Below are 25421 nucleotides of genomic sequence, written 5' to 3' on the forward strand. Positions count from 1 at the left end.
AATATAAAATAACCTATATAAACTAAGGAGGAATTTAGAATGGCTAAAGCTAAATTCGAACGTTCTAAACCCCATGTTAACATCGGTACAATCGGCCACGTTGACCATGGTAAAACTACATTAACTGCTGCGATCACTACAGTTCTTGCAAAAGCTGGTGGTGCTGAAGCACGCGGATACGATCAAATCGATGCTGCTCCAGAAGAAAGAGAGCGCGGTATCACAATCTCAACTGCACACGTTGAGTACGAAACTGAAACTCGTCACTATGCACACGTTGACTGCCCAGGTCACGCTGACTATGTTAAAAACATGATCACTGGTGCTGCTCAAATGGACGGCGGTATCTTAGTAGTATCTGCTGCTGATGGCCCAATGCCTCAAACACGTGAGCACATCCTTCTTTCTCGTCAAGTAGGTGTTCCTTACATCGTTGTATTCTTAAACAAATGCGACATGGTAGATGACGAAGAATTATTAGAATTAGTAGAAATGGAAGTTCGCGACCTATTATCTGAATACGGATTCCCAGGCGACGACATTCCTGTAATCAAAGGTTCTGCTCTTAAAGCTCTTCAAGGAGAAGCTGATTGGGAAGCAAAAATCATTGAATTAATGGCTGAAGTTGATGCTTACATCCCAACTCCAGAACGTGAAACTGACAAACCATTCTTAATGCCTGTAGAGGACGTATTCTCTATCACAGGTCGTGGTACAGTTGCTACTGGTCGTGTTGAGCGCGGTATCGTTAAAGTTGGTGACGTAGTAGAAATCATCGGTCTTGCTGAAGAAAATGCTTCTACAACTGTAACTGGTGTAGAGATGTTCCGTAAACTTCTTGACCAAGCTCAAGCTGGAGACAACATCGGTGCTTTACTTCGTGGGGTTGCTCGTGAAGACATCCAACGTGGACAAGTACTTGCAAAAAGCGGTTCTGTAAAAGCTCACGCTAAATTCAAAGCTGAAGTTTTCGTATTATCTAAAGAAGAAGGTGGACGTCACACTCCATTCTTCGCTAACTACCGTCCTCAGTTCTACTTCCGTACAACTGACGTAACTGGTATCATCCAATTACCAGAAGGTACTGAAATGGTAATGCCTGGTGACAACATCGAAATGACTATCGAACTTATCGCTCCAATCGCTATCGAAGAGGGAACTAAATTCTCTATTCGTGAAGGTGGACGTACAGTAGGTTACGGTGTAGTTGCTACTATCGTTGAGTAATCTTAACTGATATAAAAAAACCTAAGGGATTTTCCCTTAGGTTTTTTGTTTGCGTTTATATAAGGGAGAAGAGAGTGTTTTTTTGTTTTGACGAGTTTCTTCTATAGTAATATAAAAACAACAAAAGATAATCCAGAAACTGTAAAATGAATTCTGTTAGATGAAAACTTGAAATTCTTTAAAGTGCCATGTATAATAGCAAAAGTAGAGAAAAGCAGATGCAAACAAAAAGATGCTTGCATCTAGACGAATAACATTGTATAATAGACAATGTTGGTCTTTGACTGCGATGAAGTGGAAGGTTGCTGACACACCCGGCCGCTTTGCCATGGCATGGTGTGGGGAAATTTCCATGGAGAAGGTCTATTTTAGAAATAGGCGAACGAAGGAGGGAAAATAATGGCAAAAGAAAAAATTCGTATCCGTTTAAAAGCTTACGATCACCGTATTCTTGATCAGTCAGCTGAGAAAATTGTAGAAACAGCTAAGCGTTCTGGGGCAACAGTTTCTGGTCCGATCCCATTACCAACTGAAAAAACTGTTTACACAATTCTTCGTGCTGTTCATAAGTACAAAGATTCTCGTGAGCAATTCGAAATGCGCACGCACAAACGTCTAATCGACATCGTGAGTCCTACTCCACAAACAGTAGATTCATTAATGCGTTTAGACTTACCATCTGGTGTAGATATCGAAATCAAACTATAATTTATATAACTTAAAAATGTAGGAGGTGTAACTCATGACCAAAGGAATCTTAGGAAGAAAGATCGGTATGACTCAAGTATTTGCTGAGAACGGTGAGTTAATCCCAGTAACAGTTATCGCTGCTAATCCAAACGTTGTTCTTCAAAAGAAAACAACTGAAACTGATGGCTACAATGCAATCCAGTTAGGATTTGAAGATAAACGTGAAAAGTTAACTAACAAACCTGAACAAGGCCACACTGCTAAAGCATCTACAACTCCTAAGCGCTTCATTCGCGAAATCCGCGATGCAGACGTGGACGGATTAGAGGTTGGTCAAGAGGTAAAAGTTGACGTATTCGCTACAGGTGAAATCGTTGATGTAACAGGAATTTCTAAAGGTAAAGGTTTCCAAGGTGTTATCAAACGCCACGGACAATCTCGCGGACCTATGTCTCATGGTTCTCGCTATCACCGTCGTCCAGGTTCAATGGGCCCAGTTGCTCCGAACCGTGTATTCAAAGGCAAAAAACTTGCTGGACGTATGGGTGGAGACCAAGTTACTATCCAAAACTTAGAAATCGTTCAAGTTGACACTGAGCGCAACTTATTACTAGTAAAAGGTAACGTTCCAGGTGCTAAGAAATCTCTTGTAGTTGTTCAAGGCGCTGTGAAGGTTAGCAAATAATTCACAATAGGAAGGAGGAATTCCAATGCCAAAAGTTACTGTATATAACCAAACTGGTTCACAGGTTGGTGAAATCGAATTAGCTGAAGCTATTTTCGGTATCGAACCAAATGAAGCTGTACTTTTCGAAGCTGTAATGATGCAACGTGCATCTTTACGTCAAGGTACACACAAAGTAAAAACTCGCTCTGAAGTTCGCGGTGGTGGTCGTAAACCATGGCGTCAAAAAGGAACTGGACGTGCTCGTCAAGGGTCTATCCGCTCTCCTCAATGGCGTGGTGGTGGTACGGTATTCGGACCTACACCAAGAAGCTATGCGTACAAACTTCCTAAGAAAGTTCGTCGTTTAGCAATCAAATCTGCATTAGCTACTAAAGTAGTTGAGAACAACATTGTAGTTCTTGAAGACCTAGTGTTAAATGCACCAAAAACAAAAGATATGCTAGCAGTACTTAAAGGATTAACTGTTGAGAAGAAAGCTCTTATCGTAACTGCTGATGCAAACGAATCTGTAGAGTTATCTGCTCGCAATATCCCTGGAGTAACAGTAATCACTGCTGATGGCGTAAACGTTTTAGACGTGCTTCATCATGATAAGCTAATCATGACAAAAGCGGCAGTGGAAAAAGTAGAGGAGGTGCTTGCATAATGAGAGATCCTCGTGATATCATTAAGCGCCCAGTTATCACTGAACGTTCTATGGAAATGATGGCTGAAAAAAAATACACGTTCGATGTGGACGTTAAATCTAATAAAACAGAAGTTAAAGATGCTCTTGAAGCGATCTTTGGTGTTAAAGTAGAAAAAGTGAACATCATGAACTACAAGCCGAAAGCAAAACGCGTTGGTCGTCACGCTGGTTTTACTAGCCGTCGTCGTAAAGCAATCGTTAAGCTAACTGCTGACAGCAAAGAAATCGAAATCTTCCAAGGCGTTTAATTCTTACTAAAGAAGGAGGGAAATTGAGATGGGAATCAAAAAGTATAATCCAACTACTAACGGTCGTCGTAATATGACTACGAATGATTTCGCTGAAATCACGACTGATAGACCCGAAAAGTCATTACTTGCTCCTTTAAGCAAGAAGGCTGGTCGTAATAACCAAGGTAAAATCACTGTACGTCATCAAGGTGGCGGACATAAGCGTCAATACCGTATCATCGACTTTAAGCGTAACAAAGATGGAATTCCAGGACGCGTTGCTACGATCGAATACGATCCAAACCGCTCTGCGAATATCGCATTAATTAACTACGTTGACGGTGAAAAACGTTACATTCTTGCTCCTAAATCTTTAGAAGTAGGTATGGAAGTTATGTCTGGCCCAGAAGCTGACATTAAAATCGGTAACGCATTACCATTAATCAACATTCCAGTAGGTACTGTTGTTCATAACATCGAGCTTAAGCCTGGTCGTGGCGGACAATTAGTTCGTTCTGCTGGTACATCTGCTCAAGTACTTGGTAAAGAAGGTAAATACGTACTTGTACGTTTAACTTCTGGTGAAGTACGTCTTGTATTATCTGCTTGTCGCGCTTCAATCGGTCAAGTAGGTAACGAACAACACGAACTTATCAAAATCGGTAAAGCAGGTCGCTCTCGCTGGTTAGGTAAACGCCCAACAGTTCGTGGTTCTGTAATGAACCCGGTTGATCACCCACACGGTGGTGGTGAAGGACGTTCTCCAATCGGACGTAAGTCTCCAATGTCTCCATGGGGTAAACCAACTCTTGGATTCAAGACTCGTAAGAAAAACAAAGCGTCTGACAAATTCATCGTTCGTCGTCGTAAAAAATAATGGGATTGTAGTACGGTTCATTTCTAGAACCGTACGCCAATCACGAAGGGAGGCACCAAAATGGCTCGTAGCTTAAAAAAAGGACCATTTGTCGATGATCACTTAATGAGCAAAATGGAAAAATTAGTTGCATCTGAGCAAAAACAAGTTGTTAAAACTTGGTCTCGCCGTTCAACAATCTTCCCTCAGTTCATCGGACACACAATCGCTGTATATGATGGTCGTAAACACGTACCTGTGTACATCACTGAGGATATGGTTGGCCATAAGTTAGGTGAATTCGCACCAACTCGTACGTACAAAGGTCACCTTGCTGACGATAAGAAAACTAGAAGATAATGAGAGGAGGCACTTCAATGCAAGCTAAAGCAGTAGCGAGAACAGTTCGTATTGCTCCTCGTAAAGTTCGTTTAGTAGTAGACTTAATCCGAGGTAAGCAAGTGGGTGAAGCGATTGCTATCCTTAACCACACACCAAAAACTGCTTCTCCAGTTGTAGAAAAAGTTTTAAAATCTGCAATCGCAAATGCAGAGCACAATTATGAGATGGACATTAACAACCTAGTTGTTGAAAAAGTTTTCGTTGACGAAGGTCCAACGTTAAAACGTTTCCGTCCACGTGCAATGGGTCGTGCAAGCCAAATTAACAAACGCACAAGCCACATCACAGTTGTGGTATCAGAAAAGAAGGAGGGATAATCGATGGGTCAAAAGGTTAATCCAATTGGTCTTCGTGTCGGCGTTATCCGTGACTGGGAATCTCGTTGGTTCGCTGAGAAAGATTACGCTACATTATTACATGAAGACATCAAAATCCGTGAGTACATTAATGTACGCTTAAAAGATTCTGCTGTTGCTAAAGTAGAAATCGAACGTGCAGCAAATCGTGTAAATGTTACAATTCACACTGCAAAACCTGGTATGGTAATTGGTAAAGGTGGTACTGAAGTTGAAGCACTTCGTAAAGCTCTTAACCAATTAACAGGCAAGCGTGTACACATCAACATTTTAGAAGTTAAGAGAGCTGATCTTAACGCTAAATTAGTAGGCGAAAACATCGCTCGTCAATTAGAAAACCGTGTATCATTCCGTCGTGCACAAAAGCAAGTTATTCAACGTGCTATGCGTGCAGGTGCTAAAGGTATTAAAACACAGGTTTCTGGTCGTCTTGGCGGAGCTGATATCGCTCGTGCAGAATCTTACAGTGAAGGAACTGTTCCACTTCATACACTTCGCGCTGATATTGACTATGCAGCAGTTGAAGCTGATACAACATACGGTAAATTAGGCGTAAAAGTATGGATCTACCGTGGAGAAGTCCTTCCTACAAAAAAGAAAGCTTCTGAGGAAGGAGGAAAATAATATGTTAATGCCAAAACGCGTAAAATATCGTAGAGAGCATCGTGGTAAAATGCGTGGTCGTGCTAAAGGTGGAACTGAAATTGCTTTCGGTGAATTCGGTTTACAAGCACAAGCTGCTTCATGGATTACAAACCGTCAAATCGAAGCTGCTCGTCGTGCAATGACTCGTTACATGAAACGTGGCGGTAAAGTATGGATTAAAATTTTCCCTTCTAAACCTTACACTGCAAAACCTCTAGAAGTACGTATGGGTTCCGGTAAAGGGGCACCAGAAGGCTGGGTAGCAGTAGTAAAACCTGGGAAAATTATGTTCGAAATCGCGGGTGTATCTGAAGAGGTAGCACGCGAAGCATTACGTCTTGCAGCTCACAAGTTACCTGTGAAATGTAAATTCGTAAAACGTGAAGAAAATGGTGGTGAATCTAATGAAAACTAATGATATTCGTGAATTAACCACTGCCGAAATCGAAACAAAAGTTAAAGCTTTAAAGGAAGAGTTGTTTAATCTTCGCTTCCAACTTGCTACAGGACAATTAGAGAATCCAACTCGCATTCGTGAAGTGCGTAAAGCAATTGCTCGTATGAAAACTGTAGTTCGTGAAAGAGAGATCGGAATTAATCGATAAATTGAGGGGAGGTTTGCATAGTGAGCGAACGTAACCAACGCAAAGTTTATACTGGTCGTGTAGTGTCTGACAAAATGGACAAAACGATTACAGTTTTAGTTGAAACTTACAAAACTCATTCCTTGTACGGAAAACGTGTTAAGTATTCTAAGAAGTACAAAGCCCATGATGAGCAAAACCAAGCGAAACTTGGCGATATCGTTAAAATCATGGAAACTCGCCCGCTTTCTGCTACTAAGCGTTTCCGTTTAGTTGAAATCGTTGAAGAAGCGGTTATTATCTAAATAGACGAATCGGAATTTTTAGTCCGAAGGGAGGTTTCATAACATGATCCAACAAGAATCTCGTTTGAAAGTTGCTGACAACTCTGGTGCACGTGAACTTTTAACAATTAAAGTATTAGGCGGCTCTGGTCGTAAATATGCTAACATTGGTGACATTATCGTTGCTACGGTAAAACAAGCAACACCAGGTGGCGTTGTTAAAAAAGGTGACGTTGTTAAAGCAGTAGTGGTACGTACGAAGAGCGGAGCTCGTCGTCCGGACGGTTCTTACATCAAATTTGATGAAAACGCAGCGGTTATCATTAAAGACGATAAGAGCCCACGTGGTACTCGTATCTTCGGACCAGTAGCTCGTGAATTACGTGATAGCAACTTCATGAAGATCGTTTCTTTAGCTCCAGAAGTTCTATAATTTAAGGTATTGCCTTGCTAAGGAGGTGCAGAATTAAGATGCATGTAAAAAAAGGTGATAAAGTACAGGTAATCACTGGTAAAGACAAAGGAAAACAAGGCGTTATCCTTGTGGCTTTCCCAAAGCAAAACCGTGTTATCGTTGAGGGTGTCAATATCGTTAAGAAGCACTCTAAGCCATCTCAATTAAATCCACAAGGTGGAATTATTACTAAAGAAGCACCTATTCACGTTTCTAACGTTATGATTTTAGATCCGAAAACAGGTGAACCTACTCGTGTAGGCTTCAAAGTAGAAGATGGTAAAAAAGTTCGTATTGCAAAAAAATCTGGTGAATTATTAGATAAATAATTTTCTTAAGAAAGGAGGTCACTTCATTGAATCGCCTTAAAGAGAAGTTCCAAAAGGAAATTACTCCTGCTCTAGTGAGCAAGTTTAACTATAAATCTGTAATGCAGGTACCAAAAATCGAAAAGATCGTAATCAACACTGGTGTTGGTGACGCGGTATCTAACTCAAAAGCGTTAGACAACGCAGTAGAAGAATTAACACAAATCACAGGTCAAAAACCTGTTGTAACTCGTGCTAAAAAATCAATCGCTGGTTTCCGTCTTCGTGAAGGTATGCCAATCGGTGCGAAAGTAACTTTACGCGGCGAGCAAATGTATGAGTTCTTCGACAAATTAGTATCAGTTTCTTTACCACGTGTACGTGATTTCCGTGGTGTTTCTAAGAAATCATTCGATGGTCGTGGAAACTATACATTAGGTGTTAAAGAGCAACTTATTTTCCCTGAGATTGATTATGATAAAGTAAGCAAAGTCCGCGGTATGGACATCGTAATCGTTACTACAGCGAAAACTGATGAAGAAGCTCGTGAACTTTTAACACAATTCGGTATGCCATTCCAAAAATAATGGAAGCCAACGCTAAGTAGAGGAGGCGAAAACGTGGCTAAAAAATCTATGATAGCGAAACAAAAGCGTACTCCTAAGTTTAAAGTACAAGAGTATACACGTTGCGAACGCTGCGGTCGTCCGCATTCTGTATACCGCAAATTTAAACTTTGCCGTATTTGTTTCCGTGAACTTGCATATAAAGGTCAAATTCCTGGTGTTAAAAAAGCTAGTTGGTAAAACCCACAAATGGGAAGGAGGTAAAACACATGGTGATGACAGATCCAATTGCAGACATGCTTACTCGCATCCGTAATGCGAACATGGTACGTCATGAGAAATTAGAGGTTCCTGCTTCTAAAATCAAAAAAGAGATCGCTGAACTTTTAAAACGTGAAGGTTTCATTCGTGATGTAGAATACATCGAGGATAACAAACAAGGTATCCTTCGTATTTTCCTGAAATATGGTGCAAACAATGAACGTGTAATCACTGGATTAAAACGTATCAGTAAACCTGGCTTACGCGTTTACGCTAAAGCTGACGAAGTACCACGTGTACTTAACGGATTAGGTATCGCTCTTGTTTCTACATCTAAGGGAGTAATGACAGACAAAGACGCTCGTCAATTACAAACTGGTGGAGAAGTAGTAGCATACGTTTGGTAATATATATTTAAAACGAACGGAGGTGTGACCACATGTCTCGTATTGGTAAAAAGATTCTTGAAATCCCTGCAGGTGTTACTATTACAGTTGCAGAAGACAATACTGTAACAGTAAAAGGCCCTAAAGGTGAATTAACTCGTACTTTCAATGCTGATATGCTTATCAAAATTGAAGAGAATACATTAACAGTTGAGCGTCCATCTGAACAGAAGGAACACCGTGCATTACACGGTACAACTCGTGCTTTAATCGGAAACATGGTTGAAGGTGTAACTGAAGGTTTCGCACGCGGACTTGAATTAGTCGGTGTTGGTTACCGTGCTCAAAAACAAGGTGATAAACTTGTATTAAGCGTAGGTTATTCTCATCCAGTAGAAATGACTCCGGAAGCAGGTCTTGAAGTTGAAGTACCTGCACCAACTAAGATCGTAATTAAAGGTATCGACAAGCAACGTGTTGGCGAATTCGCTGCTAACATCCGTGCTGTACGTGCTCCTGAGCCTTACAAAGGTAAAGGTATTCGTTACGAAGGCGAAGTTGTTCGTCGTAAAGAAGGTAAAACTGCTAAGTAAACCCGTTAGGTGAGAGAAAGGAGTGACAAGAATGATCACTAAAGCTGATAAAAATGCGACTCGTAAGAAAAGACATGCACGTGTACGTGCTAAACTTACTGGTACTGCAGAGCGTCCACGTTTAAACGTGTTCCGTTCTAACCAACATATTTACGCTCAAGTTATTGATGATGTGAATGGTGTAACGTTAGTAAGTGCATCTACTCTTGATAAAGACCTTGCTCTTAACGGTACTAGCAATATTGAAGCTGCTACGAAAGTTGGAGAATCAGTTGCTAAGCGTGCTGTAGAGAAAGGCGTTAAAGAAGTAGTATTTGATCGCGGTGGTTACTTATACCATGGCCGTGTTAAAGCTCTAGCTGAAGCTGCTCGTGAGGCTGGATTACAATTTTAATGGTCAAAGGAGGGAAAATTGATGCATCGCATTGACCCAAGTAAATTAGAACTTGAAGAACGTGTAGTTACGATAAATCGTGTCGCGAAAGTTGTTAAGGGTGGTCGTCGTTTCCGCTTTGCTGCACTAGTTGTAGTTGGCGATAAAAACGGTCATGTTGGATTCGGTACTGGTAAAGCACAAGAGGTACCAGACGCAATCCGTAAAGCTATCGAAGACGCTAAGAAAAACTTAATCGCTGTACCATTAGTTGGTACAACAATTCCACACACAATCAACGGTCATTTTGGCGCTGGTGAAGTATTCTTAAAACCTGCTGCTGAGGGTACTGGTGTTATTGCTGGTGGACCTGTTCGTGCGGTCCTTGAATTAGCTGGTGTACAAGATATTCTTTCGAAATCTCTTGGTTCTAACACACCAATCAACATGATTCGCGCTACTGTGAACGGATTAAGCGAACTTAAGCGCGCTGAAGATGTTGCAAAATTACGCGGTAAATCTGTAGAAGAGCTACTAGGTTAAGGAGGGAAAACAAATGGCGAAAAAGTTAGAAATTACCCTCACTCGTAGTGTAATTGGTCGTCCACAAGATCAACGTGCGACGGTAGAAGCTTTAGGTCTTAAAAAGTTGAATTCAACTGTAGTTAAGGAAGAAACTCCTGCTATTCTTGGTATGATCAACAAAGTTTCTCACCTTGTAACTGTAAAAGAAGCTTAAGGATAACTCATTAATATAAGGAGGTGCCTGGGAATGAAACTTCATGAATTAAAACCTGCAGAAGGTTCTCGTAAAGTACGTAACCGTGTCGGTCGTGGTATCGGTTCTGGTAACGGTAAAACTGCTGGTAAAGGTCATAAAGGACAAAACGCACGTTCTGGCGGCGGTGTTCGTCTTGGCTTCGAAGGTGGTCAAACTCCATTATTCCGTCGTTTACCAAAACGCGGCTTCACAAACATTAACCGTAAAGAGTTTGCTATTGTAAACTTATCAACGTTAAATCGTTTTGAAGATGGTACAGAAGTAACACCTGAATTATTGCTGGAAACTGGCGTTATCAGCAAGTTAAACGACGGTGTTAAAGTTCTTGCAAGCGGAGCAGTAGAGAAAAAACTAACTGTTAAAGCGCACAAGTTCTCTTCAAGTGCTAAAGAAGCAATTGAAGCAGCTGGCGGATCAGTTGAGGTGATCTAATGTTTCGTACAATCTCCAACTTTATGCGCGTTGCTGAGATAAGACGTAAAATATTATTCACTTTAGCGATGTTAATCGTATTCAGGATTGGCACGTTTATCCCCGTGCCATTTACAAATGGAGACGTACTGAAGGCACAAGATCAATTAAATGCTTTAGGTATTCTAAATACATTTGGCGGTGGAGCCTTGAAAAACTTCTCCATCTTTGCGATGGGAATCATGCCGTATATTACAGCATCCATCATCGTGCAATTATTGCAGATGGATGTTGTTCCTAAATTTTCGGAATGGTCGAAGCAAGGTGAAATGGGCCGTCGTAAATTAACGCAATTCACGCGTTACTTTACAATTGTTCTTGCGTTTATTCAGGGGTTTGGTATGTCAATCGGTTTTAACGGTATGGTAGGTGGACAATTAATTTTGAATCCAGGTTGGAGCACTTATTTATACATTGCTACGGTACTGACTGCTGGTACTGCATTTTTAATGTGGTTAGGTGAACAGATTACAGCTAAAGGTGTAGGTAATGGTATTTCCATCCTTATCTTTGGCGGTATTGCCGCAGCGATCCCAAGTGTTATATCTCAAGTGTATCAGCAACAGTTTCAAAATATCGGAGATCAATTGTTCATGAGTATCGTTAAAGTTGCATTGATTTTACTAGCTGTGCTAGCAGTTATTGTGGGTGTTATTTTCATTCAACAGGCTGTTAGAAAGATTCCAATTCAATATGCGAAGCGTGTAACAGGAGGAAATGGTGGTTATGCTGGAGCACAAAACACACATTTACCGCTTAAGGTAAATAGTGCTGGTGTTATTCCAGTAATTTTTGCTGTTTCATTCTTAATTACGCCTCCGACTATTGCACAGTTCTTCCCGAAACATGATGTATCGCAGTGGATTATTGCAAACTTTAACTATTCTCACCCAGTGGGAATGATCATATATGTTGCGCTCATTGTAGCCTTCACATATTTCTATGCATTTGTTCAGGTTAATCCAGAGCAAATGTCAGAGAATCTAAACAAGCAAGGTGGATATGTTCCAGGTATTCGTCCGGGTAAGAATACGGAACAATATCTAACAAAAATCTTGTATCGTTTGACCTTTGTAGGATCAATTTTCCTAGCAGCGATTGCAATCTTACCAGTTATCTTTACGAAATTGGGAAATCTTCCTCCATCTGCACAGATCGGTGGAACGAGTATGTTAATCGTTGTCGGCGTTGCTTTAGAAACAATGAAGCAGCTAGAAAGCCAACTGGTAAAACGCCATTACAAAGGGTTTATCAAGCAGTGAGTAAGTGGGAAGAATTGTCTTCCCTACATGCTCATGTACTCTGAGGGGGAACAAGGATGAACTTAATTTTAATGGGGCTTCCTGGTGCTGGTAAAGGTACACAAGCCGAACAGATTGTTGCCAAGTATAACATCCCTCACATTTCAACAGGAGACATGTTCCGTGCAGCTATGAAGGCTGAAACTGAAATGGGTCTACAAGCAAAATCTTTTATTGATAAAGGTGCACTTGTTCCAGATGAAGTTACGATCGGAATCGTTCGTGAACGTTTAAGTCAAGACGACTGCGTAAGAGGTTTCTTACTAGACGGTTTCCCACGAACTGTTGCACAAGCATCAGCTCTTGAAGAAATTATGAAAGATCTTGGCAAAAAAATCGACTATGTTTTAAACATTAATGTGGATTCAGGGTTGTTATTAAAACGCCTTACAGGCCGTCGCATTTGTAAAGAGTGCGGTGCGACTTACCACTTAGAATTCAATCCACCAGCAAAAGCTGATGTGTGCGATAAATGTGGTGGCGAATTATATCAACGCTCTGATGACAATGAAGAAACTGTAGCAAATCGTTTAGATGTAAATATTAAGCAAACAAAACCTTTGCTTGATTTCTACGAAGAGCTTGGTTACTTACAAAGCATTAATGGTGAGCAAGATATCAATAAAGTATTTGCTGATATCGATGTTCTCATCGGAGGCTTAGCGTAATGATAATCTGCAAAACTCCTCGCGAGATAGAAATCATGCGAGAAGCTGGCAGGATCGTTGCTTTGACTCATCAAGAGTTGAAACAGCACATTACTCCAGGAATTACAACGAAAGAGCTCGATCAAATAGCGGAAAAGACGATTCAAAAATATGGTGCTACGCCATCTTTTAAAGGATACAACGGATTTCCGGGGAGCATATGTGCTTCTGTAAATGAAGAGCTTGTACACGGAATTCCAGGGAAGCGCAAGCTCAAAGAGGGCGATATCATCAGTATCGATATTGGTGCGAAATACAATGGGTACCATGGAGATTCTGCATGGACGTATCCAGTTGGAAACATTTCTGAATCTGTTCAAAAGCTACTTGATGTCACAGAAAAATCGTTGTATCTTGGTCTAGAACAAGTAAAACCAGGCGAGAGATTATCAAATATCTCACATGCGGTTCAAACCCATGCTGAAGAGAATGGATTCTCGATCGTTAGGGAGTATGTTGGTCACGGAATCGGGCAAGACTTACATGAGGACCCTCAAATCCCGCACTATGGTCCACCAAATAGAGGCCCTAGATTAAAGCCGGGAATGGTCATCTGTGTTGAGCCGATGGTGAATCAAGGAAGACGATATGTAAAAACACTATCTGATGACTGGACAGTGGTAACGGTAGATGGTAAATGGTGTGCCCATTTTGAGCACACGATTGCTCTTACAGAAGCAGGATACGAAATCCTTACCACTTTATAAGTAGCTGGCTCTCCGGGATTTCAGAGCAGTGTAAAATGTTACTGATTTGAAGAAGGGAGAACTATTGAATGGCTAAAGATGATGTAATTGAAGTCGAAGGTACCGTTCTTGAAACGTTGCCAAATGCTATGTTCAAAGTAGAATTAGAGAATGGGCATGTCGTATTGGCTCACGTTTCTGGTAAAATCCGTATGAACTTCATTCGTATTTTACCAGGAGACAAAGTTACGGTAGAATTATCTCCGTACGATTTAAATCGTGGTCGTATTACGTACCGTTTTAAATAATATAGCACTCCGTAATCTTTAAGGAGGTTCGAGACATGAAAGTAAGACCGTCAGTTAAACCAATCTGCGAAAAATGTAAAGTTATTCGTAGACGTGGAAAAGTAATGGTTATTTGTGAAAACCCTAAACATAAACAAAAACAAGGTTAATCAGAAGGAGGTGCATTCGTAATGGCACGTATCGCAGGTGTAGATATTCCTCGAGACAAACGCGTTGTTATTTCTTTAACTTACGTATTCGGCATTGGTCGCACAACTGCTGAAAAAATTCTTGCTGAAGCAGGTATTTCTGAAGAAACACGAGTTCGTGATTTAACGGAAGACGAATTAGGACGTATCCGTGATATCATCGATCGTATTAAAGTTGAGGGAGACCTTCGTCGTGAAGTATCTCTTAACATCAAACGTCTAATGGAGATCGGTTCTTACCGTGGTCTTCGTCACCGTCGTGGTTTACCAGTTCGTGGTCAAAACTCTAAAAACAATGCTCGTACACGTAAAGGTCCACGTCGTACAGTAGCAAATAAAAAGAAATAATAAGTAAAGGAGGTTGAACTAACAATGGCACGTAAAACAAACACTCGTAAAAAACGTGTGAAAAAGAATATTGAAGCTGGTATAGCTCATATTCGTTCTACTTTCAACAACACAATCGTAACACTTACAGATACTCACGGTAACGCACTTTCTTGGTCTAGTGCTGGTGCACTTGGTTTCCGTGGATCTCGTAAATCTACTCCATTCGCTGCGCAAATGGCTGCTGAAACTGCTGCTAAAGCTGCAATGGAACACGGTTTAAAAACTTTAGAGGTTACTGTTAAAGGTCCTGGTGCTGGTCGTGAAGCTGCAATTCGTGCTCTTCAAGCTGCAGGTCTAGAAGTAACAGCAATTAGAGATGTTACTCCAGTTCCTCATAATGGATGTCGTCCACCAAAACGTCGTCGTGTGTAATTTTTCTGTATAGAATTTTCCCTTTTGTCTATAATGGATATGATGCATTATCGAGAAATTTCGTACAGAAACATCGCTTGTTGTGCACAATCGGGAACTGCCTAAGGGGGACTTTCGGTTAGACAGGGGTTATACCTTTGTTTAACCGGGGTTTCGACGTTTTGAAGGAGGGTTTAGTTAATGATTGAAATCGAAAAGCCGAAAATCGAAACGGTTGAACTTAACGAAGATGCTAAATATGGTAAATTCGTAATTGAACCGCTTGAGCGTGGATATGGTACTACTTTGGGTAACTCCTTACGTCGTATTCTTTTATCCTCACTCCCTGGTGCCGCTGTTACTGCTATCCAAATCGATGGCGTATTACATGAATTTTCAACAGTTGAGGGCGTAGTAGAAGACGTTACGACGATCATCTTAAACTTGAAAAAGTTAGCTCTTAAAATCTACTCTGAAGAAGAGAAGACGTTGGAAATTGATGTACAGGGCGAAGGTATTGTCACAGCTGCTGATATTACTCACGATAGTGATGTAGAAATCTTAAATCCAGATTTACACATTGCAACGTTAGCAAAAGATGCGCATTTCCGCGTGCGTTTAACTGCAAAGCGTGGCCGTGGGTATACGCCAGCTGATGCAAATAAAAGCGAAGATCAACCAATAGGAGTAATTCCTATTGATTCTATTTATACTCCAGTATCACGTGTGACTTACCAAGTGGAAAAGACACGTGTCGGACAAGTGGCTAATTATGATAAGCTTACGCTTGATGTATGGACGGATGGAAGCATCGGGCCAAAAGAAGCTATCTCTTTAGGTGCCAAAATCTTAACTGAGCATTTAAATATCTTTGTTGGTTTAACTGATGAAGCACAAAATGCTGAGATTATGGTCGAGAAGGAAGAAGATCAAAAAGAGAAAGTTCTTGAGATGACTATCGAAGAACTAGACCTTTCTGTTCGTTCTTATAATTGCCTAAAACGTGCAGGAATTAATACTGTACAAGAGCTTGCGAACAAAACAGAAGAAGATATGATGAAAGTTCGTAACTTAGGACGTAAATCCTTAGAAGAAGTTAAACATAAACTTGAGGAATTAGGTTTAGGTTTACGTAAAGACGACTGAGGATTTAAACCCATCAACAAAGGAGGGAACTACGAATGGCATACAGAAAATTAGGCCGTACAAGTGCGCAACGTAAAGCTATGTTACGTGATTTAGCTACTGATTTAATTATCAACGAGCGCATCCAAACGACAGAAACTCGTGCAAAAGAACTTCGTTCTGTAGTGGAAAAAATGATCACTTTAGGTAAACGCGGAGATCTTCATGCTCGTCGTCAAGCAGCAGCTTTCATTCGCAATGAAGTAGCTAACGCTGAGACTGGTCAAGATGCACTTCAAAAACTATTCGCTGATGTAGCTCCACGCTATGCTGAGCGCCAAGGCGGATACACTCGTATTGCAAAAATTGGTCCACGTCGCGGAGACGCAGCACCAATGGTAATTATCGAGTTAGTATAATGATAATTAAAAGGGCAGGACAGTTCTTTTCAAGAAACTGGTCATGGCCCTTTTTTTTAAATATAAAAATAGGCTAACTGTGCGAAGGAAAGGGTGCCTTCTATTGAAAAAAGAGAAACTTCGGATAGAAAATATATCATTTCAATATCCTGGGGCAGCCACTTATGCATTAAAAGATGTTTCATTTTCCTTATATGAGGGAGAATGGGTATCTATTATTGGACAAAACGGTTCAGGAAAGTCTACACTTGCAAAATTATTGAATGGTTTGTTTTTGCCAGAAGCAGGGACTATTACAGTAAATGATACAATGGTTTTATCAGAGGAAACGGTATGGGATGTTCGAAAACAAATTGGAATGGTATTTCAAAATCCAGATAATCAATTTGTTGGAACAACAGTGCAAGATGATGTTGTATTTGGCTTAGAGAATATCGGAATGCCAAGAGAACAAATGATTGAAAGATTAGAACAGGCCTTGCGACTTGTCCGTATGGAAGATTTTCTTAATGATGAGCCTCATTCCTTATCTGGTGGGCAAAAGCAGCGAGTGGCAATAGCAGGTGTTTTAGCACTTCAACCATCTATTTTAATATTAGATGAAGCAACGTCAATGTTAGACCCTCAAGGGAGACGTGAAGTAGTAGAAACGGTTAGACAACTTGTTACTCAAAAAGGTATTACCGTGTTATCGATTACGCACGATTTAGAAGAAGCGGCACAGTCAGATCGTGTCATTATTTTAAATAAGGGAGAAATATTAGAGGAAGGGACTCCAGAAAAAATTTTCAAATCCTCTCATATGCTCCAAGAAATTGGCTTAGATGTACCGTTTTCAGTGAAAATAGCAGAATTATTAAAAAGAAATGAAATTCTCTTGCAAAATACGCATCTTACAATGGAAAGCTTGGTGAACGAACTTTGGAGATTACATTCCAAAAAGTAGAGCATCGTTATCAATATAAAACTCCATTTGAAAGACGCGCACTTTATGATGTAGATGTGTCGTTTCCAAGTGGGGGCTATTATGCCATTATTGGTCATACTGGTTCAGGTAAGTCAACGATGATTCAACATTTAAATGGTTTATTGCAGCCGACAAATGGTACAGTTCAAATTGGTGAACATTTGATTTCGGCAGGAAAGAAAGAAAAAAAGTTAAAGCCACTACGTAAAAAAGTAGGGGTTGTCTTTCAATTCCCAGAACATCAGTTGTTTGAAGAGACTGTGGAGAAAGATATTTGTTTCGGCCCTACTAATTTTGGAGTATCTGTAGACGAAGCAAGGCAAAAGGCTAGAAAGGCAATTGAACTTGTAGGGCTAGAACCGGAACTGTTAACACGTTCTCCGTTCGAATTAAGTGGTGGACAAATGAGACGTGTTGCTATAGCGGGTGTACTGGCGATGGAACCTGAAGTGCTTGTATTAGATGAACCTACAGCAGGACTAGATCCAAAAGGGCAGAACGAACTTATGGAGATGTTTTATAAGCTGCACAAGGAAAAGGGGCTTACAGTTATCCTTGTAACGCATAATATGGAGGATGCTGCTCAGTATGCGGAGCAGATTGTAGTTATGCATAAAGGAACGGTCTTTTTGCAAGGAAGTGCAGAGGAAGTATTTTCACATGCCGATGAACTAGAGAAAATTGGTGTGGATCTTCCTATGTCATTAAAGTATAAACGTGCAATTGAAGAGAAGTTTGGTATTTCAATTCCAAAGGCTACCTTATCTTTAGAGGATCTTACTCATGAAGTTGTGCAGGTGTTACGAAAAGGTGGTCATGAATCATGCAGCAGTTGATTATTGGGAGATATATCCCGGGGAATTCACTTATTCATCAACTTGATCCACGTACGAAGCTGCTGATTGTCTTTTTATATGTATTTGTTGTTTTCTTAGCAAATAATGCGATTTCATATGGATTTTTATTTTTATATGCACTCATTGCTTTATTTTTTGCAAAAGTGCCGATTCGTTATGTACTTTCGGGCTTAAAACCAATTTTATGGATTTTTCTTTTTACATTTTTCCTGCATATTTTTACAAATAAGGAGGGGGATGTACTATTCCAGCTTGGTTGGTTTTCGATATATGAAAAAGGATTAGAGCAAGGGATATACATTTCTGTACGATTCTTCGTTATTATTTTAATGACGACATTATTAACGTTAACGACGACACCTATTGAAATTACAGATGGTTTGGAGACGTTATTAAAGCCGTTGAAGCGTATAAAGGTTCCTGTTCATGAAATCGCATTAATGATGTCAATTTCTCTTCGTTTTATCCCGACATTAATGGATGAAACGAGTAAAATAATGAAAGCACAAGCGTCACGTGGTATTGATTTTGCCGGGGGACCGATAAAAGATAGAATGAAAGCTATTATTTCACTGCTCGTTCCTCTGTTTATCAGTGCTTTTAAGCGTGCAGAGGACTTAGCCATTGCGATGGAAGCTCGTGGATATCAAAGTGGTGAAGGACGTACTAAATTTAGGCAACTACGCTGGAAAACAAGCGATACAGTAACGATTGTCAGCTTATTTTGTTTAGCTTGTATTTTGGCATGGGTGCGATCGTAATGGAGAATAGAGAAATGGATAGAATAAAATGTACGGTTGCATATGATGGCATGCATTTTTGTGGTTATCAAATTCAGCCGAACCATCGTACTGTTCAACAGGAGATAGAAAAAGCATTGCAGAAATTGCATAAGGGAGAACTTGTTCGTGTTCAGGCATCTGGTAGAACAGATTCTACAGTTCATGCAAAAGGACAAGTAATACACTTTGATACTTCTTTGTCTCTTGAAGAGTGGCAATGGATTAATGCTTTAAACACAATGTTGCCAGATGATATTGTTATTAGGCAAGTAGAGAAAAAAACAGAAGAATTTCATGCACGTTACGGTGTTGAGAAAAAAGAATATCGTTATCGTGTATTATTATCAAAGACTGCGGATGTATTCCGTAGAAATTACGTATATCAATATCCATACCCGCTCGAAATCAACTCTATAAGAAAAGCAATTCCTTATTTTATTGGAACACATGATTTCACTTCTTTTTGTTCGGCAAAAACTGACAAAAAAGATAAAGTGCGAACAATTTATGAAATCGAGTTAATTGAACAAAATGATGAAATAATTTTTCGTTTTGTAGGTAATGGATTTTTATATAATATGGTCAGAATTATTGTTGGTACGTTACTTAGCGTAGGGCAAGGAAAGCTTGATCCTGATAGCATTCCAGAGATTTTAGCGAAACAAAATCGTCAGTTTGCTGGAAAGATGGCTCCAGGTCATGGGCTTTACTTATGGGAGGTAAACTATAACAACTAATCCTGGTGTAACATTTGCTTGACATTAGAAACTCAAAAGTATATCATAACATATGGTATTGTTTCTAAAACCACGATTAGCCCCGGAAGGAAATCGTGTTTAAGATAAACAATAGATTTTTTCTATGGAAAAGATAACGAGGAGGGAAACACATGCGTACGACTTTTATGGCAAAAGCTAACGAAGTTGAGCGTAAATGGTATGTGGTTGATGCTGAAGGTCAAACTTTAGGTCGCCTTGCTAGTGAAGTAGCATCCATTTTACGTGGTAAAAACAAACCTACATTTACACCACACGTTGACACGGGTGATCATGTAATTATTATTAACGCTGAGAAAATTCATTTAACAGGTAATAAATTAAACGATAAAATTTACTACCGTCACACTAACCACCCAGGTGGACTTAAGCAAAGAACAGCTCTTGAAATGCGTACAAACTACCCTGTACAAATGTTAGAGCTTGCAATTAAAGGCATGCTTCCAAAAGGACGCTTAGGCCGTCAAGTTTCTAAGAAACTTAACGTGTATGCTGGAGCAGAGCATCCACACCAAGCACAAAAACCAGAAGTTTACGAACTTCGCGGATAATTAATTAAAGGAGGGCTTACTTTGGCACAGGTTCAATACTATGGCACTGGACGTCGTAAGAGTTCAGTAGCGCGCGTACGCCTAGTTCCAGGCGAAGGACGCGTTATCATTAACGGTCGTGATTTTGAAAACTATATCCCATTTGCTGCATTACGTGAAGTAGTGAAACAACCTCTAGTTGCAACAGAAACTTTAGGTAACTACGATGTACTTGTAAACGTAAATGGTGGTGGATACACTGGTCAAGCTGGTGCTATTCGTCACGGTATTTCTCGCGCTTTATTAAAAGCTGATCCAGAATACCGTCTAACACTAAAACGTGCAGGTCTATTAACTCGTGACGCACGTATGAAAGAGCGTAAAAAATACGGTCTTAAAGGCGCACGTCGTGCACCTCAGTTCTCAAAACGTTAATTTTTGCGAACTACAAACCCCAACCATTTTGGTTGGGGTTTTTTTATGTTTCATTCCTCTTTTGCAATTTTTATAGCTTGGAATATTTTAGTGCTACCGCCATGCGTATGCTTCTTCTTTAGAAGTTTAGACTAATACGTATTAGGGAGGTTTATAAGTACTATGAATGTCATTGTCAGCTTACAAGAAAAACAAAAAGAAAAGCAGTTAAAATACGAGCGGAAGATGTTGCGGGAATTATCATTAAAAACATTGCGTTCAAATATTCGTGATGCCTTTCAAATGCAAGAGCTTCATCGTCAGTATGAAGATTACTGTATTGAATTAGGGATAGAATCTTATTTATTAGGAGCGAGATACAGTAAATTTGGTTATTATGGTGAATCGTTTTTTGATGTGAAATATAGAGCTTTAGAAGAAGAACAACAATTAACTGAAACGCTATTTCAATTTTTAACGAGTATGACTATGCGAGAAATAAAGTTGAAAGATGAGGAATTACTTTTTGAATCTTGTCAGCAGTTTATAGGATTGTGGTGGCAAGAAGGGTATGAAAAAGGTGAAAGAAGATATCGATTAAAGCTTCATTAAGACAAGCATAAACTTTCCTCTTGTCCCATATAAGTAATTAGAGGGACTAGCTGGAGGAGGAAAGGTATGAAGAGAATTCGAATTATCTCTTTTGCACTCGCTGCGGTTGTATTGTTTTTTTTAGTTAAACAAGAATTTCAAATTACAAAATCGTGGCGAGCTTGGAATTTACCCTTATCAGGGAAAGTAATTGTATTAGATGCTGGGCATGGTGGACCAGATGGAGGGGCTGTTGGTGGAAAGGATATTATAGAAAAGGATATTACGCTTGAAATTACAAAAAAGGTACAAGACTATTTACAAGAACAAGGTGCACTAGTTATTTTAACGCGTGAGGGAGATTATGATTTAGCTAACAAAGATACAAAGTCATATAGTAGACGTAAAGCAGAGGATTTAAAAAAACGTGTAGAAATCATCAATAAACCTGATGTAGACTTTTTTGCAAGTATTCATTTAAATGCTTTAACTAGTAGTGGATCGAAAGGCGCACAAACGTTCTATTACCGCTCTTCGATTGAAAATGAACGTGCTGCAAAATTTATACAGGCTGAATTGAGAACAAGTTTAGAAAACACGAATCGTTCTGCTAAGACAATTTCGCATGTATATTTATTAAAGTATTCTAAAACACCAGGTGCTTTAATTGAAGCTGGCTTTTTATCGAATGTGAACGAAAGGTATATGTTAAATTCGGAGAAATATCAGCAAAAGGTAGCAGCTGCAATATACCGTGGTATATTACGTTATTTCACGGAAAAAGGAAATCCTCCAGAATAAGGAGGATTTTTTTGAGCTTCTCTCGTTAACGAAGTTTTCGGAAAATATGTTATACTGGAAATGTAAACGCATTTATTTCAAGGATAAGCAGAGATAAATTCAATTAACATTACGTTATTTTTCATACAGGGGGCTGGGCTAATTATGATAACGAAAGAGCAAGTGGTTGAAGCGTTAGAAGGGATTGTAGATCCGTTTTTACATAAAACATTAAAAGAAACAAGTGCAATTAAAGAGGTAACAGTCAAGCCAGAGAAGGAACATGTGAGTGTCAAAATTGCAATCGTAAAAACCGGTACAGCGGAACAAATGCAGTTGCAGTCTGGAATTGTAAAGTTAGTAAAAGAACTTGGGGCAGCAACAGTTGGACTTCGTTTTGCAGAATTTACAGAAGAGGAATTAGCTCAGTTTGCACCGGAACAAGAAGAAGAGCAAAGTGAATCTTTATTGTCACCTAATTCAAAAACAACATTCTTAGCAGTAGCGAGTGGAAAAGGTGGCGTGGGAAAATCAACTGTTTCCGTTAACCTTGCAGTTGCTTTAGCTCGTTTAGGAAAAAAAGTTGGTATTATTGATGCGGACATTTACGGTTTTAGTGTGCCAGACATGATGGGGATAGAAAAACGTCCTATCGTAAGAGGTGACAAGATAATTCCGGTGGAACGTTTAGGTGTAAAGGTAATCTCAATGGGCTTCTTTGTAGAGGATAATGCACCAGTTATTTGGAGAGGACCTATGCTTGGGAAAATGTTAAACCACTTCTTCACAGAAGTAGAATGGGGCGATTTAGATTATTTAGTACTAGATTTGCCACCAGGCACAGGTGATGTTGCGTTAGATGTGCACTCAATGTTGCCATCTTGCAAAGAGATTATTGTAACGACGCCTCATCCAACAGCTGCGTTTGTAGCAGCGCGTGCTGGAGCGATGGCATTGCGCACTGAACATAGTATTCTTGGTGTTGTTGAGAATATGGCATATTTTGAAAGTAAGGTAACTGGTGAGAAAGAATATGTATTTGGAAAAGGCGGGGGAGATAAGTTAGCTACCGAATTACAAACGAATGTTCTTGGTCGCATTCCGCTACAACAACCCGATTGGAACAAAGAAGACTTTGCTCCTTCAGTATATGAAGATACACATACAACGGGCATTATTTATAGTAAAATAGCTGAAACAGTAATTGATAGAACAGCTGTTACACAAAAATAAAGTGAAACTTTAATCAGTGGGGTTCACCTGTTACTGACAACAATAAGGCTTTTGTTGCTAGTAAACCTTTCGCTTAACTAGAGGGGGCCATTTCGTCTGTTAATAGCAAGATAAAGTAATAACGAGTGAACAATGTATAAATTGTCCACTCGTTATTATAGTTATTATTTTTTACTATTCTTCCTTCTTCCCGCCTTGAGAACCACCGTCACCGCCTGCTTCTTTCTTACCAGATCCGCCTTTTTCAGCTTTTTGCACACCTTTACTAATGATATCAATCATCTTGGCTTGGAAGAGTGGACTTTCAGCAGTTTCTGTTAGTACTTGTTGTAGATATTGACGGTATTCTTTACTCTTCATTGTTTGTAACATCATTTTTTCTACTTCAGGATTTTTCATAATTTCTATAACGCCTGCTTGGTATTCAGGGTCTTTTAATAAGGTTTTCATTAATTGGGTTTGTTCTTTCCCCATACTTTTAGCGAACTTCGATGAGAACTCAGGATCTTTAAAGAGCTTTTCCCAGAATTGTTGCCCTTTATCGGATACCATGGCATCTTCAATCGTTTTCTTTACTACTGTTTCATCTAGTATGAGTGCTTGTTTCATTTTTTCATCAGTTAATACATCTTGAATAGCTTTCTTACCTTGATCTGTTTTTAAAATATCAACAATCATTTTCTTTGTTTGATCGTAATCTAGTTCGGATTTCGTTTCTTTTCCTTGTGCGCATGCTGCAAGTGCGATAAGTAGAAAAGAAGAAACGAAAATGAATAGCATCCGTTTCATAAGTTGGAACTCCTTTCAGCACAGTTCTCTCTTTTTAATATAAATATCTTTAAGGAATTTATACATGAACATGGCTAGCTTTTTGAAATTGTCATTGATACAATTTAATTAGAAATATAAGGATAATGGGGGATGTGTTGTGAATAGCCGCAAGTGGGTACGACTATTTTTAACGACGTTGTTTCTTGGTGGAATTAGCACAGTTATTATTGGTTTTGTTTTGGAGTGGGATAAGTACAATAAATTTTTTCAAAATTTCGACGGTAAGGAGATTTTAGCAGTATCTTTCTGGCTGATGGGTGTAGGATTTATTTTTAGTGTTATAAGTCAAATGGGATTCTTTGCATATTTAACAATCCACCGTTTTGGACTAGGGATGTTCCGCTCATCTTCTTTATGGAATGCAGTCCAGCTCTTCTTTATTGCATTCGTATTATTTGATTTTGTGTATTTAAGATCTGTACTTATTGCAAATGGGGAAGTCTCGTTAGGGAATAACATACTTGTTGCTGGAATATTATTTGTGTTTGGAGCAATTGTTGCTTATGTAAAAAGCAAAGAAACAAATAAAAAAGCATTTGTGCCAGCTCTGTTCTTTATGGTTGTTGTAACGATCCTTGAATGGGTACCGGCGCTTCGGATTAATGATACAGATTGGTTATATTTAATGGTTATACCGCTATTGTTATGTAACGCATATCAATTACTTGTATTACATCGTTTAATCGGAAAAACAAGTAAATCAGCTTAATAGAGAGATTTTATACACCAGCAGTTATAATGCTGGAAATGGTATGATTAAAAAAGCTCTACCACCTTCTTGAAAGGTAGTAGAGCTTTTTATGCGTGAAGAGTGGTAGGGAAGAAGCTACTTCACATCTTCACTTTTCGTACTTGTGTTGGAAATAAGTTGTGATACGGATATTTGCTCATATCCATCACTTTTTATTTTTTGCAGGAGCAGCGGTAAAGCTCTATTTGTTTGAAGGGCAGAATCGGATGCGTGTAATAAGACGATATCTCCACCTTTCAAATTATTAGAGACAGTGGAAACGATGTTATTTACACCTGGGTTTTTCCAATCGTTTGAATTATTACTCCAATGCACGACGGTGTATCCAAGTGATTCTGCGATTTTAAGGGTTGCTTTGTTAAATTCGCCACTAGGTGGACGTAACAGCTTGACTTGTTTTACACCAAGTTTCGTAAAAACATCTTGTGCTCGTAAAAGGTCTCGTCTTATTTCATTTGTCTCTAGAGAAGTGTAGGATGTGTAATTGTACCCCATACTACCGATTTCGTGTCCGTCTTTCATGATTCGCTCTACAATATCGGGGTGTCTTTCGGCCCATGCAGCAGAAAGGAAGAATGTTGCATTCTTAAT

43 protein-coding genes (1 of these 43 cut by a window edge) are annotated in these 25421 nt (G+C 39.5%); 41 read left to right on the forward strand and 2 right to left on the reverse strand.

All coding sequences use genetic code 11. The features are described from left to right. Positions 1-39: 39 nt before the first annotated feature. The 40 genes from tuf to N2V80_RS00855 all read left to right on the forward strand — a co-directional run bounded on the left by tuf (position 40) and on the right by N2V80_RS00855 (position 23248). A complete protein-coding gene (tuf, locus tag N2V80_RS00660; RefSeq protein WP_001029614.1) occupies positions 40-1227 on the forward strand; it encodes an elongation factor Tu in 1188 nt (395 codons plus the stop codon). A gap of 399 nt (positions 1228-1626) precedes the next feature. Further along, positions 1627-1935, forward strand: a complete 309-nt coding sequence (rpsJ, locus tag N2V80_RS00665) for a 30S ribosomal protein S10 (RefSeq protein ID WP_001040596.1) — start codon at positions 1627-1629, stop codon at positions 1933-1935. Between the two features lie 34 nt (positions 1936-1969). Beyond that, positions 1970-2602: a 50S ribosomal protein L3 gene (gene rplC / locus N2V80_RS00670; RefSeq protein WP_000160207.1), complete on the forward strand. Its 633-nt coding sequence runs from the start codon at positions 1970-1972 to the stop codon at positions 2600-2602. Positions 2603-2627: 25 nt separating this feature from the next. After that, entirely contained in the window at positions 2628-3251 is a 624-nt protein-coding gene (gene rplD / locus N2V80_RS00675) for a 50S ribosomal protein L4 (RefSeq protein WP_001127258.1), read from the forward strand. Further along, on the forward strand, positions 3251-3541 hold the full coding sequence (gene rplW, locus N2V80_RS00680) for a 50S ribosomal protein L23 (protein ID WP_001205558.1): 291 nt from the start codon (positions 3251-3253) through the stop codon (positions 3539-3541). Before rplD ends, rplW begins: the two co-directional genes overlap by 1 nt. A 28-nt stretch (positions 3542-3569) precedes the next feature. Next, positions 3570-4400 (forward strand): 50S ribosomal protein L2, encoded by an 831-nt coding sequence (gene rplB, locus N2V80_RS00685; RefSeq protein WP_000511583.1) that lies wholly within the window; start codon positions 3570-3572, stop codon positions 4398-4400. A 60-nt stretch (positions 4401-4460) separates the two neighbouring features. Continuing rightward, positions 4461-4739 (forward strand): 30S ribosomal protein S19, encoded by a 279-nt coding sequence (gene rpsS / locus N2V80_RS00690; protein ID WP_000124454.1) that lies wholly within the window; start codon positions 4461-4463, stop codon positions 4737-4739. A 17-nt stretch (positions 4740-4756) separates the two neighbouring features. Further along, entirely contained in the window at positions 4757-5098 is a 342-nt protein-coding gene (gene rplV / locus N2V80_RS00695; RefSeq protein WP_001148024.1) for a 50S ribosomal protein L22, read from the forward strand. A 3-nt stretch (positions 5099-5101) separates the two neighbouring features. Next, positions 5102-5761, forward strand: a complete 660-nt coding sequence (gene rpsC, locus N2V80_RS00700) for a 30S ribosomal protein S3 (RefSeq protein ID WP_000529956.1) — start codon at positions 5102-5104, stop codon at positions 5759-5761. Position 5762: 1 nt separating this feature from the next. Next, positions 5763-6197: a 50S ribosomal protein L16 gene (rplP, locus tag N2V80_RS00705; protein WP_000928969.1), complete on the forward strand. Its 435-nt coding sequence runs from the start codon at positions 5763-5765 to the stop codon at positions 6195-6197. Continuing rightward, positions 6187-6387: a 50S ribosomal protein L29 gene (rpmC, locus tag N2V80_RS00710; protein WP_000855718.1), complete on the forward strand. Its 201-nt coding sequence runs from the start codon at positions 6187-6189 to the stop codon at positions 6385-6387. The genes rplP and rpmC overlap by 11 nt, the downstream gene beginning before the upstream one ends. 20 nt (positions 6388-6407) lie before the next feature. Further along, positions 6408-6671, forward strand: a complete 264-nt coding sequence (rpsQ, locus tag N2V80_RS00715) for a 30S ribosomal protein S17 (RefSeq protein ID WP_000004106.1) — start codon at positions 6408-6410, stop codon at positions 6669-6671. A gap of 43 nt (positions 6672-6714) precedes the next feature. Continuing rightward, entirely contained in the window at positions 6715-7083 is a 369-nt protein-coding gene (gene rplN / locus N2V80_RS00720; protein ID WP_000615912.1) for a 50S ribosomal protein L14, read from the forward strand. 38 nt (positions 7084-7121) lie between these two features. Beyond that, positions 7122-7433, forward strand: a complete 312-nt coding sequence (gene rplX / locus N2V80_RS00725; RefSeq protein WP_000558200.1) for a 50S ribosomal protein L24 — start codon at positions 7122-7124, stop codon at positions 7431-7433. Between the two features lie 26 nt (positions 7434-7459). After that, positions 7460-7999 (forward strand): 50S ribosomal protein L5, encoded by a 540-nt coding sequence (gene rplE, locus N2V80_RS00730; RefSeq protein WP_001080831.1) that lies wholly within the window; start codon positions 7460-7462, stop codon positions 7997-7999. 33 nt (positions 8000-8032) lie between these two features. Beyond that, positions 8033-8218: a 30S ribosomal protein S14 gene (gene rpsN / locus N2V80_RS00735; protein WP_001085700.1), complete on the forward strand. Its 186-nt coding sequence runs from the start codon at positions 8033-8035 to the stop codon at positions 8216-8218. Between the two features lie 29 nt (positions 8219-8247). Further along, on the forward strand, positions 8248-8646 hold the full coding sequence (gene rpsH, locus N2V80_RS00740; protein WP_000245511.1) for a 30S ribosomal protein S8: 399 nt from the start codon (positions 8248-8250) through the stop codon (positions 8644-8646). A gap of 32 nt (positions 8647-8678) precedes the next feature. Continuing rightward, positions 8679-9218: a 50S ribosomal protein L6 gene (rplF, locus tag N2V80_RS00745; protein ID WP_000086558.1), complete on the forward strand. Its 540-nt coding sequence runs from the start codon at positions 8679-8681 to the stop codon at positions 9216-9218. A 31-nt stretch (positions 9219-9249) separates the two neighbouring features. After that, positions 9250-9612, forward strand: coding sequence for a 50S ribosomal protein L18 (gene rplR, locus N2V80_RS00750; protein WP_000628816.1), 363 nt, complete (start codon positions 9250-9252; stop codon positions 9610-9612). A 21-nt stretch (positions 9613-9633) separates the two neighbouring features. Further along, positions 9634-10134 (forward strand): 30S ribosomal protein S5, encoded by a 501-nt coding sequence (gene rpsE / locus N2V80_RS00755; protein ID WP_000554646.1) that lies wholly within the window; start codon positions 9634-9636, stop codon positions 10132-10134. 13 nt (positions 10135-10147) lie between these two features. Continuing rightward, positions 10148-10330: a 50S ribosomal protein L30 gene (rpmD, locus tag N2V80_RS00760; RefSeq protein ID WP_001085234.1), complete on the forward strand. Its 183-nt coding sequence runs from the start codon at positions 10148-10150 to the stop codon at positions 10328-10330. A 33-nt stretch (positions 10331-10363) separates the two neighbouring features. After that, positions 10364-10804, forward strand: coding sequence for a 50S ribosomal protein L15 (gene rplO, locus N2V80_RS00765; RefSeq protein ID WP_000766081.1), 441 nt, complete (start codon positions 10364-10366; stop codon positions 10802-10804). After that, positions 10804-12105: a preprotein translocase subunit SecY gene (secY, locus tag N2V80_RS00770; RefSeq protein ID WP_000490117.1), complete on the forward strand. Its 1302-nt coding sequence runs from the start codon at positions 10804-10806 to the stop codon at positions 12103-12105. The genes rplO and secY overlap by 1 nt, the downstream gene beginning before the upstream one ends. A gap of 56 nt (positions 12106-12161) precedes the next feature. Continuing rightward, a complete protein-coding gene (locus tag N2V80_RS00775) occupies positions 12162-12812 on the forward strand; it encodes an adenylate kinase (protein WP_001048989.1) in 651 nt (216 codons plus the stop codon). Beyond that, positions 12812-13558: a type I methionyl aminopeptidase gene (gene map, locus N2V80_RS00780; protein WP_000582539.1), complete on the forward strand. Its 747-nt coding sequence runs from the start codon at positions 12812-12814 to the stop codon at positions 13556-13558. The genes N2V80_RS00775 and map overlap by 1 nt, the downstream gene beginning before the upstream one ends. A 68-nt stretch (positions 13559-13626) precedes the next feature. Then, positions 13627-13845 (forward strand): translation initiation factor IF-1, encoded by a 219-nt coding sequence (gene infA, locus N2V80_RS00785; protein ID WP_001029884.1) that lies wholly within the window; start codon positions 13627-13629, stop codon positions 13843-13845. A gap of 35 nt (positions 13846-13880) precedes the next feature. Continuing rightward, positions 13881-13994, forward strand: a complete 114-nt coding sequence (gene rpmJ / locus N2V80_RS00790; protein ID WP_000868344.1) for a 50S ribosomal protein L36 — start codon at positions 13881-13883, stop codon at positions 13992-13994. Positions 13995-14015: 21 nt separating this feature from the next. Continuing rightward, complete coding sequence (rpsM, locus tag N2V80_RS00795) at positions 14016-14381, forward strand: 30S ribosomal protein S13 (RefSeq protein ID WP_000090788.1); 366 nt, start codon at positions 14016-14018, stop codon at positions 14379-14381. Between the two features lie 24 nt (positions 14382-14405). Continuing rightward, positions 14406-14795, forward strand: a complete 390-nt coding sequence (rpsK, locus tag N2V80_RS00800) for a 30S ribosomal protein S11 (protein WP_000101798.1) — start codon at positions 14406-14408, stop codon at positions 14793-14795. Positions 14796-14975: 180 nt separating this feature from the next. Then, on the forward strand, positions 14976-15920 hold the full coding sequence (locus N2V80_RS00805) for a DNA-directed RNA polymerase subunit alpha (protein WP_000569643.1): 945 nt from the start codon (positions 14976-14978) through the stop codon (positions 15918-15920). Between the two features lie 35 nt (positions 15921-15955). Beyond that, on the forward strand, positions 15956-16318 hold the full coding sequence (gene rplQ / locus N2V80_RS00810; RefSeq protein WP_000331490.1) for a 50S ribosomal protein L17: 363 nt from the start codon (positions 15956-15958) through the stop codon (positions 16316-16318). Between the two features lie 103 nt (positions 16319-16421). After that, positions 16422-17264: an energy-coupling factor ABC transporter ATP-binding protein gene (locus N2V80_RS00815; RefSeq protein WP_000711759.1), complete on the forward strand. Its 843-nt coding sequence runs from the start codon at positions 16422-16424 to the stop codon at positions 17262-17264. Beyond that, entirely contained in the window at positions 17240-18121 is an 882-nt protein-coding gene (locus tag N2V80_RS00820) for an energy-coupling factor ABC transporter ATP-binding protein (protein WP_000406535.1), read from the forward strand. Before N2V80_RS00815 ends, N2V80_RS00820 begins: the two co-directional genes overlap by 25 nt. Further along, positions 18109-18903, forward strand: coding sequence for an energy-coupling factor transporter transmembrane component T family protein (locus tag N2V80_RS00825; protein ID WP_001186526.1), 795 nt, complete (start codon positions 18109-18111; stop codon positions 18901-18903). Before N2V80_RS00820 ends, N2V80_RS00825 begins: the two co-directional genes overlap by 13 nt. 14 nt (positions 18904-18917) lie before the next feature. Then, positions 18918-19661: a tRNA pseudouridine(38-40) synthase TruA gene (gene truA, locus N2V80_RS00830; protein ID WP_033667318.1), complete on the forward strand. Its 744-nt coding sequence runs from the start codon at positions 18918-18920 to the stop codon at positions 19659-19661. Between the two features lie 152 nt (positions 19662-19813). After that, the gene (rplM, locus tag N2V80_RS00835) at positions 19814-20251 is read left to right on the forward strand and encodes a 50S ribosomal protein L13 (protein ID WP_001260793.1); all 438 of its coding nucleotides are present in this window, start codon (positions 19814-19816) and stop codon (positions 20249-20251) included. Positions 20252-20272: 21 nt separating this feature from the next. Then, the gene (gene rpsI / locus N2V80_RS00840; RefSeq protein ID WP_000079986.1) at positions 20273-20665 is read left to right on the forward strand and encodes a 30S ribosomal protein S9; all 393 of its coding nucleotides are present in this window, start codon (positions 20273-20275) and stop codon (positions 20663-20665) included. A gap of 162 nt (positions 20666-20827) precedes the next feature. Then, on the forward strand, positions 20828-21256 hold the full coding sequence (locus tag N2V80_RS00845) for a DUF2521 family protein (RefSeq protein ID WP_001101005.1): 429 nt from the start codon (positions 20828-20830) through the stop codon (positions 21254-21256). Between the two features lie 66 nt (positions 21257-21322). Next, a complete protein-coding gene (cwlD, locus tag N2V80_RS00850) occupies positions 21323-22036 on the forward strand; it encodes an N-acetylmuramoyl-L-alanine amidase CwlD (RefSeq protein WP_000822439.1) in 714 nt (237 codons plus the stop codon). 144 nt (positions 22037-22180) lie between these two features. Then, positions 22181-23248: an Mrp/NBP35 family ATP-binding protein gene (locus N2V80_RS00855; RefSeq protein WP_000628846.1), complete on the forward strand. Its 1068-nt coding sequence runs from the start codon at positions 22181-22183 to the stop codon at positions 23246-23248. A 174-nt stretch (positions 23249-23422) separates the two neighbouring features. On the opposite strand, the gene gerD is transcribed toward N2V80_RS00855, so the two are convergent. Beyond that, positions 23423-24037, reverse strand: a complete 615-nt coding sequence (gene gerD, locus N2V80_RS00860) for a spore germination lipoprotein GerD (RefSeq protein WP_000827296.1) — start codon at positions 24035-24037, stop codon at positions 23423-23425. 139 nt (positions 24038-24176) lie between these two features. Here gerD and kbaA point away from each other — a divergent pair, with 139 nt between their 5' ends. Next, on the forward strand, positions 24177-24788 hold the full coding sequence (gene kbaA, locus N2V80_RS00865) for a KinB signaling pathway activation protein KbaA (RefSeq protein WP_001088526.1): 612 nt from the start codon (positions 24177-24179) through the stop codon (positions 24786-24788). A gap of 117 nt (positions 24789-24905) precedes the next feature. Here kbaA and pdaB read toward each other — a convergent pair whose 3' ends face one another. After that, on the reverse strand, positions 24906-25421 hold the 3' portion of the coding sequence (gene pdaB / locus N2V80_RS00870; RefSeq protein ID WP_000464705.1) for a polysaccharide deacetylase family sporulation protein PdaB. The gene runs 249 nt beyond the window's last position; the window shows 516 of its 765 coding nt (coding positions 250-765); the start codon falls outside the window, past its right edge — the gene reads right to left on this strand; it ends in the stop codon at positions 24906-24908.

It is taken from the genome of Bacillus sp. FSL W8-0640, from assembly GCF_038007725.1.
In the GTDB taxonomy this organism is placed as follows: domain Bacteria; phylum Bacillota; class Bacilli; order Bacillales; family Bacillaceae_G; genus Bacillus_A; species Bacillus_A cereus.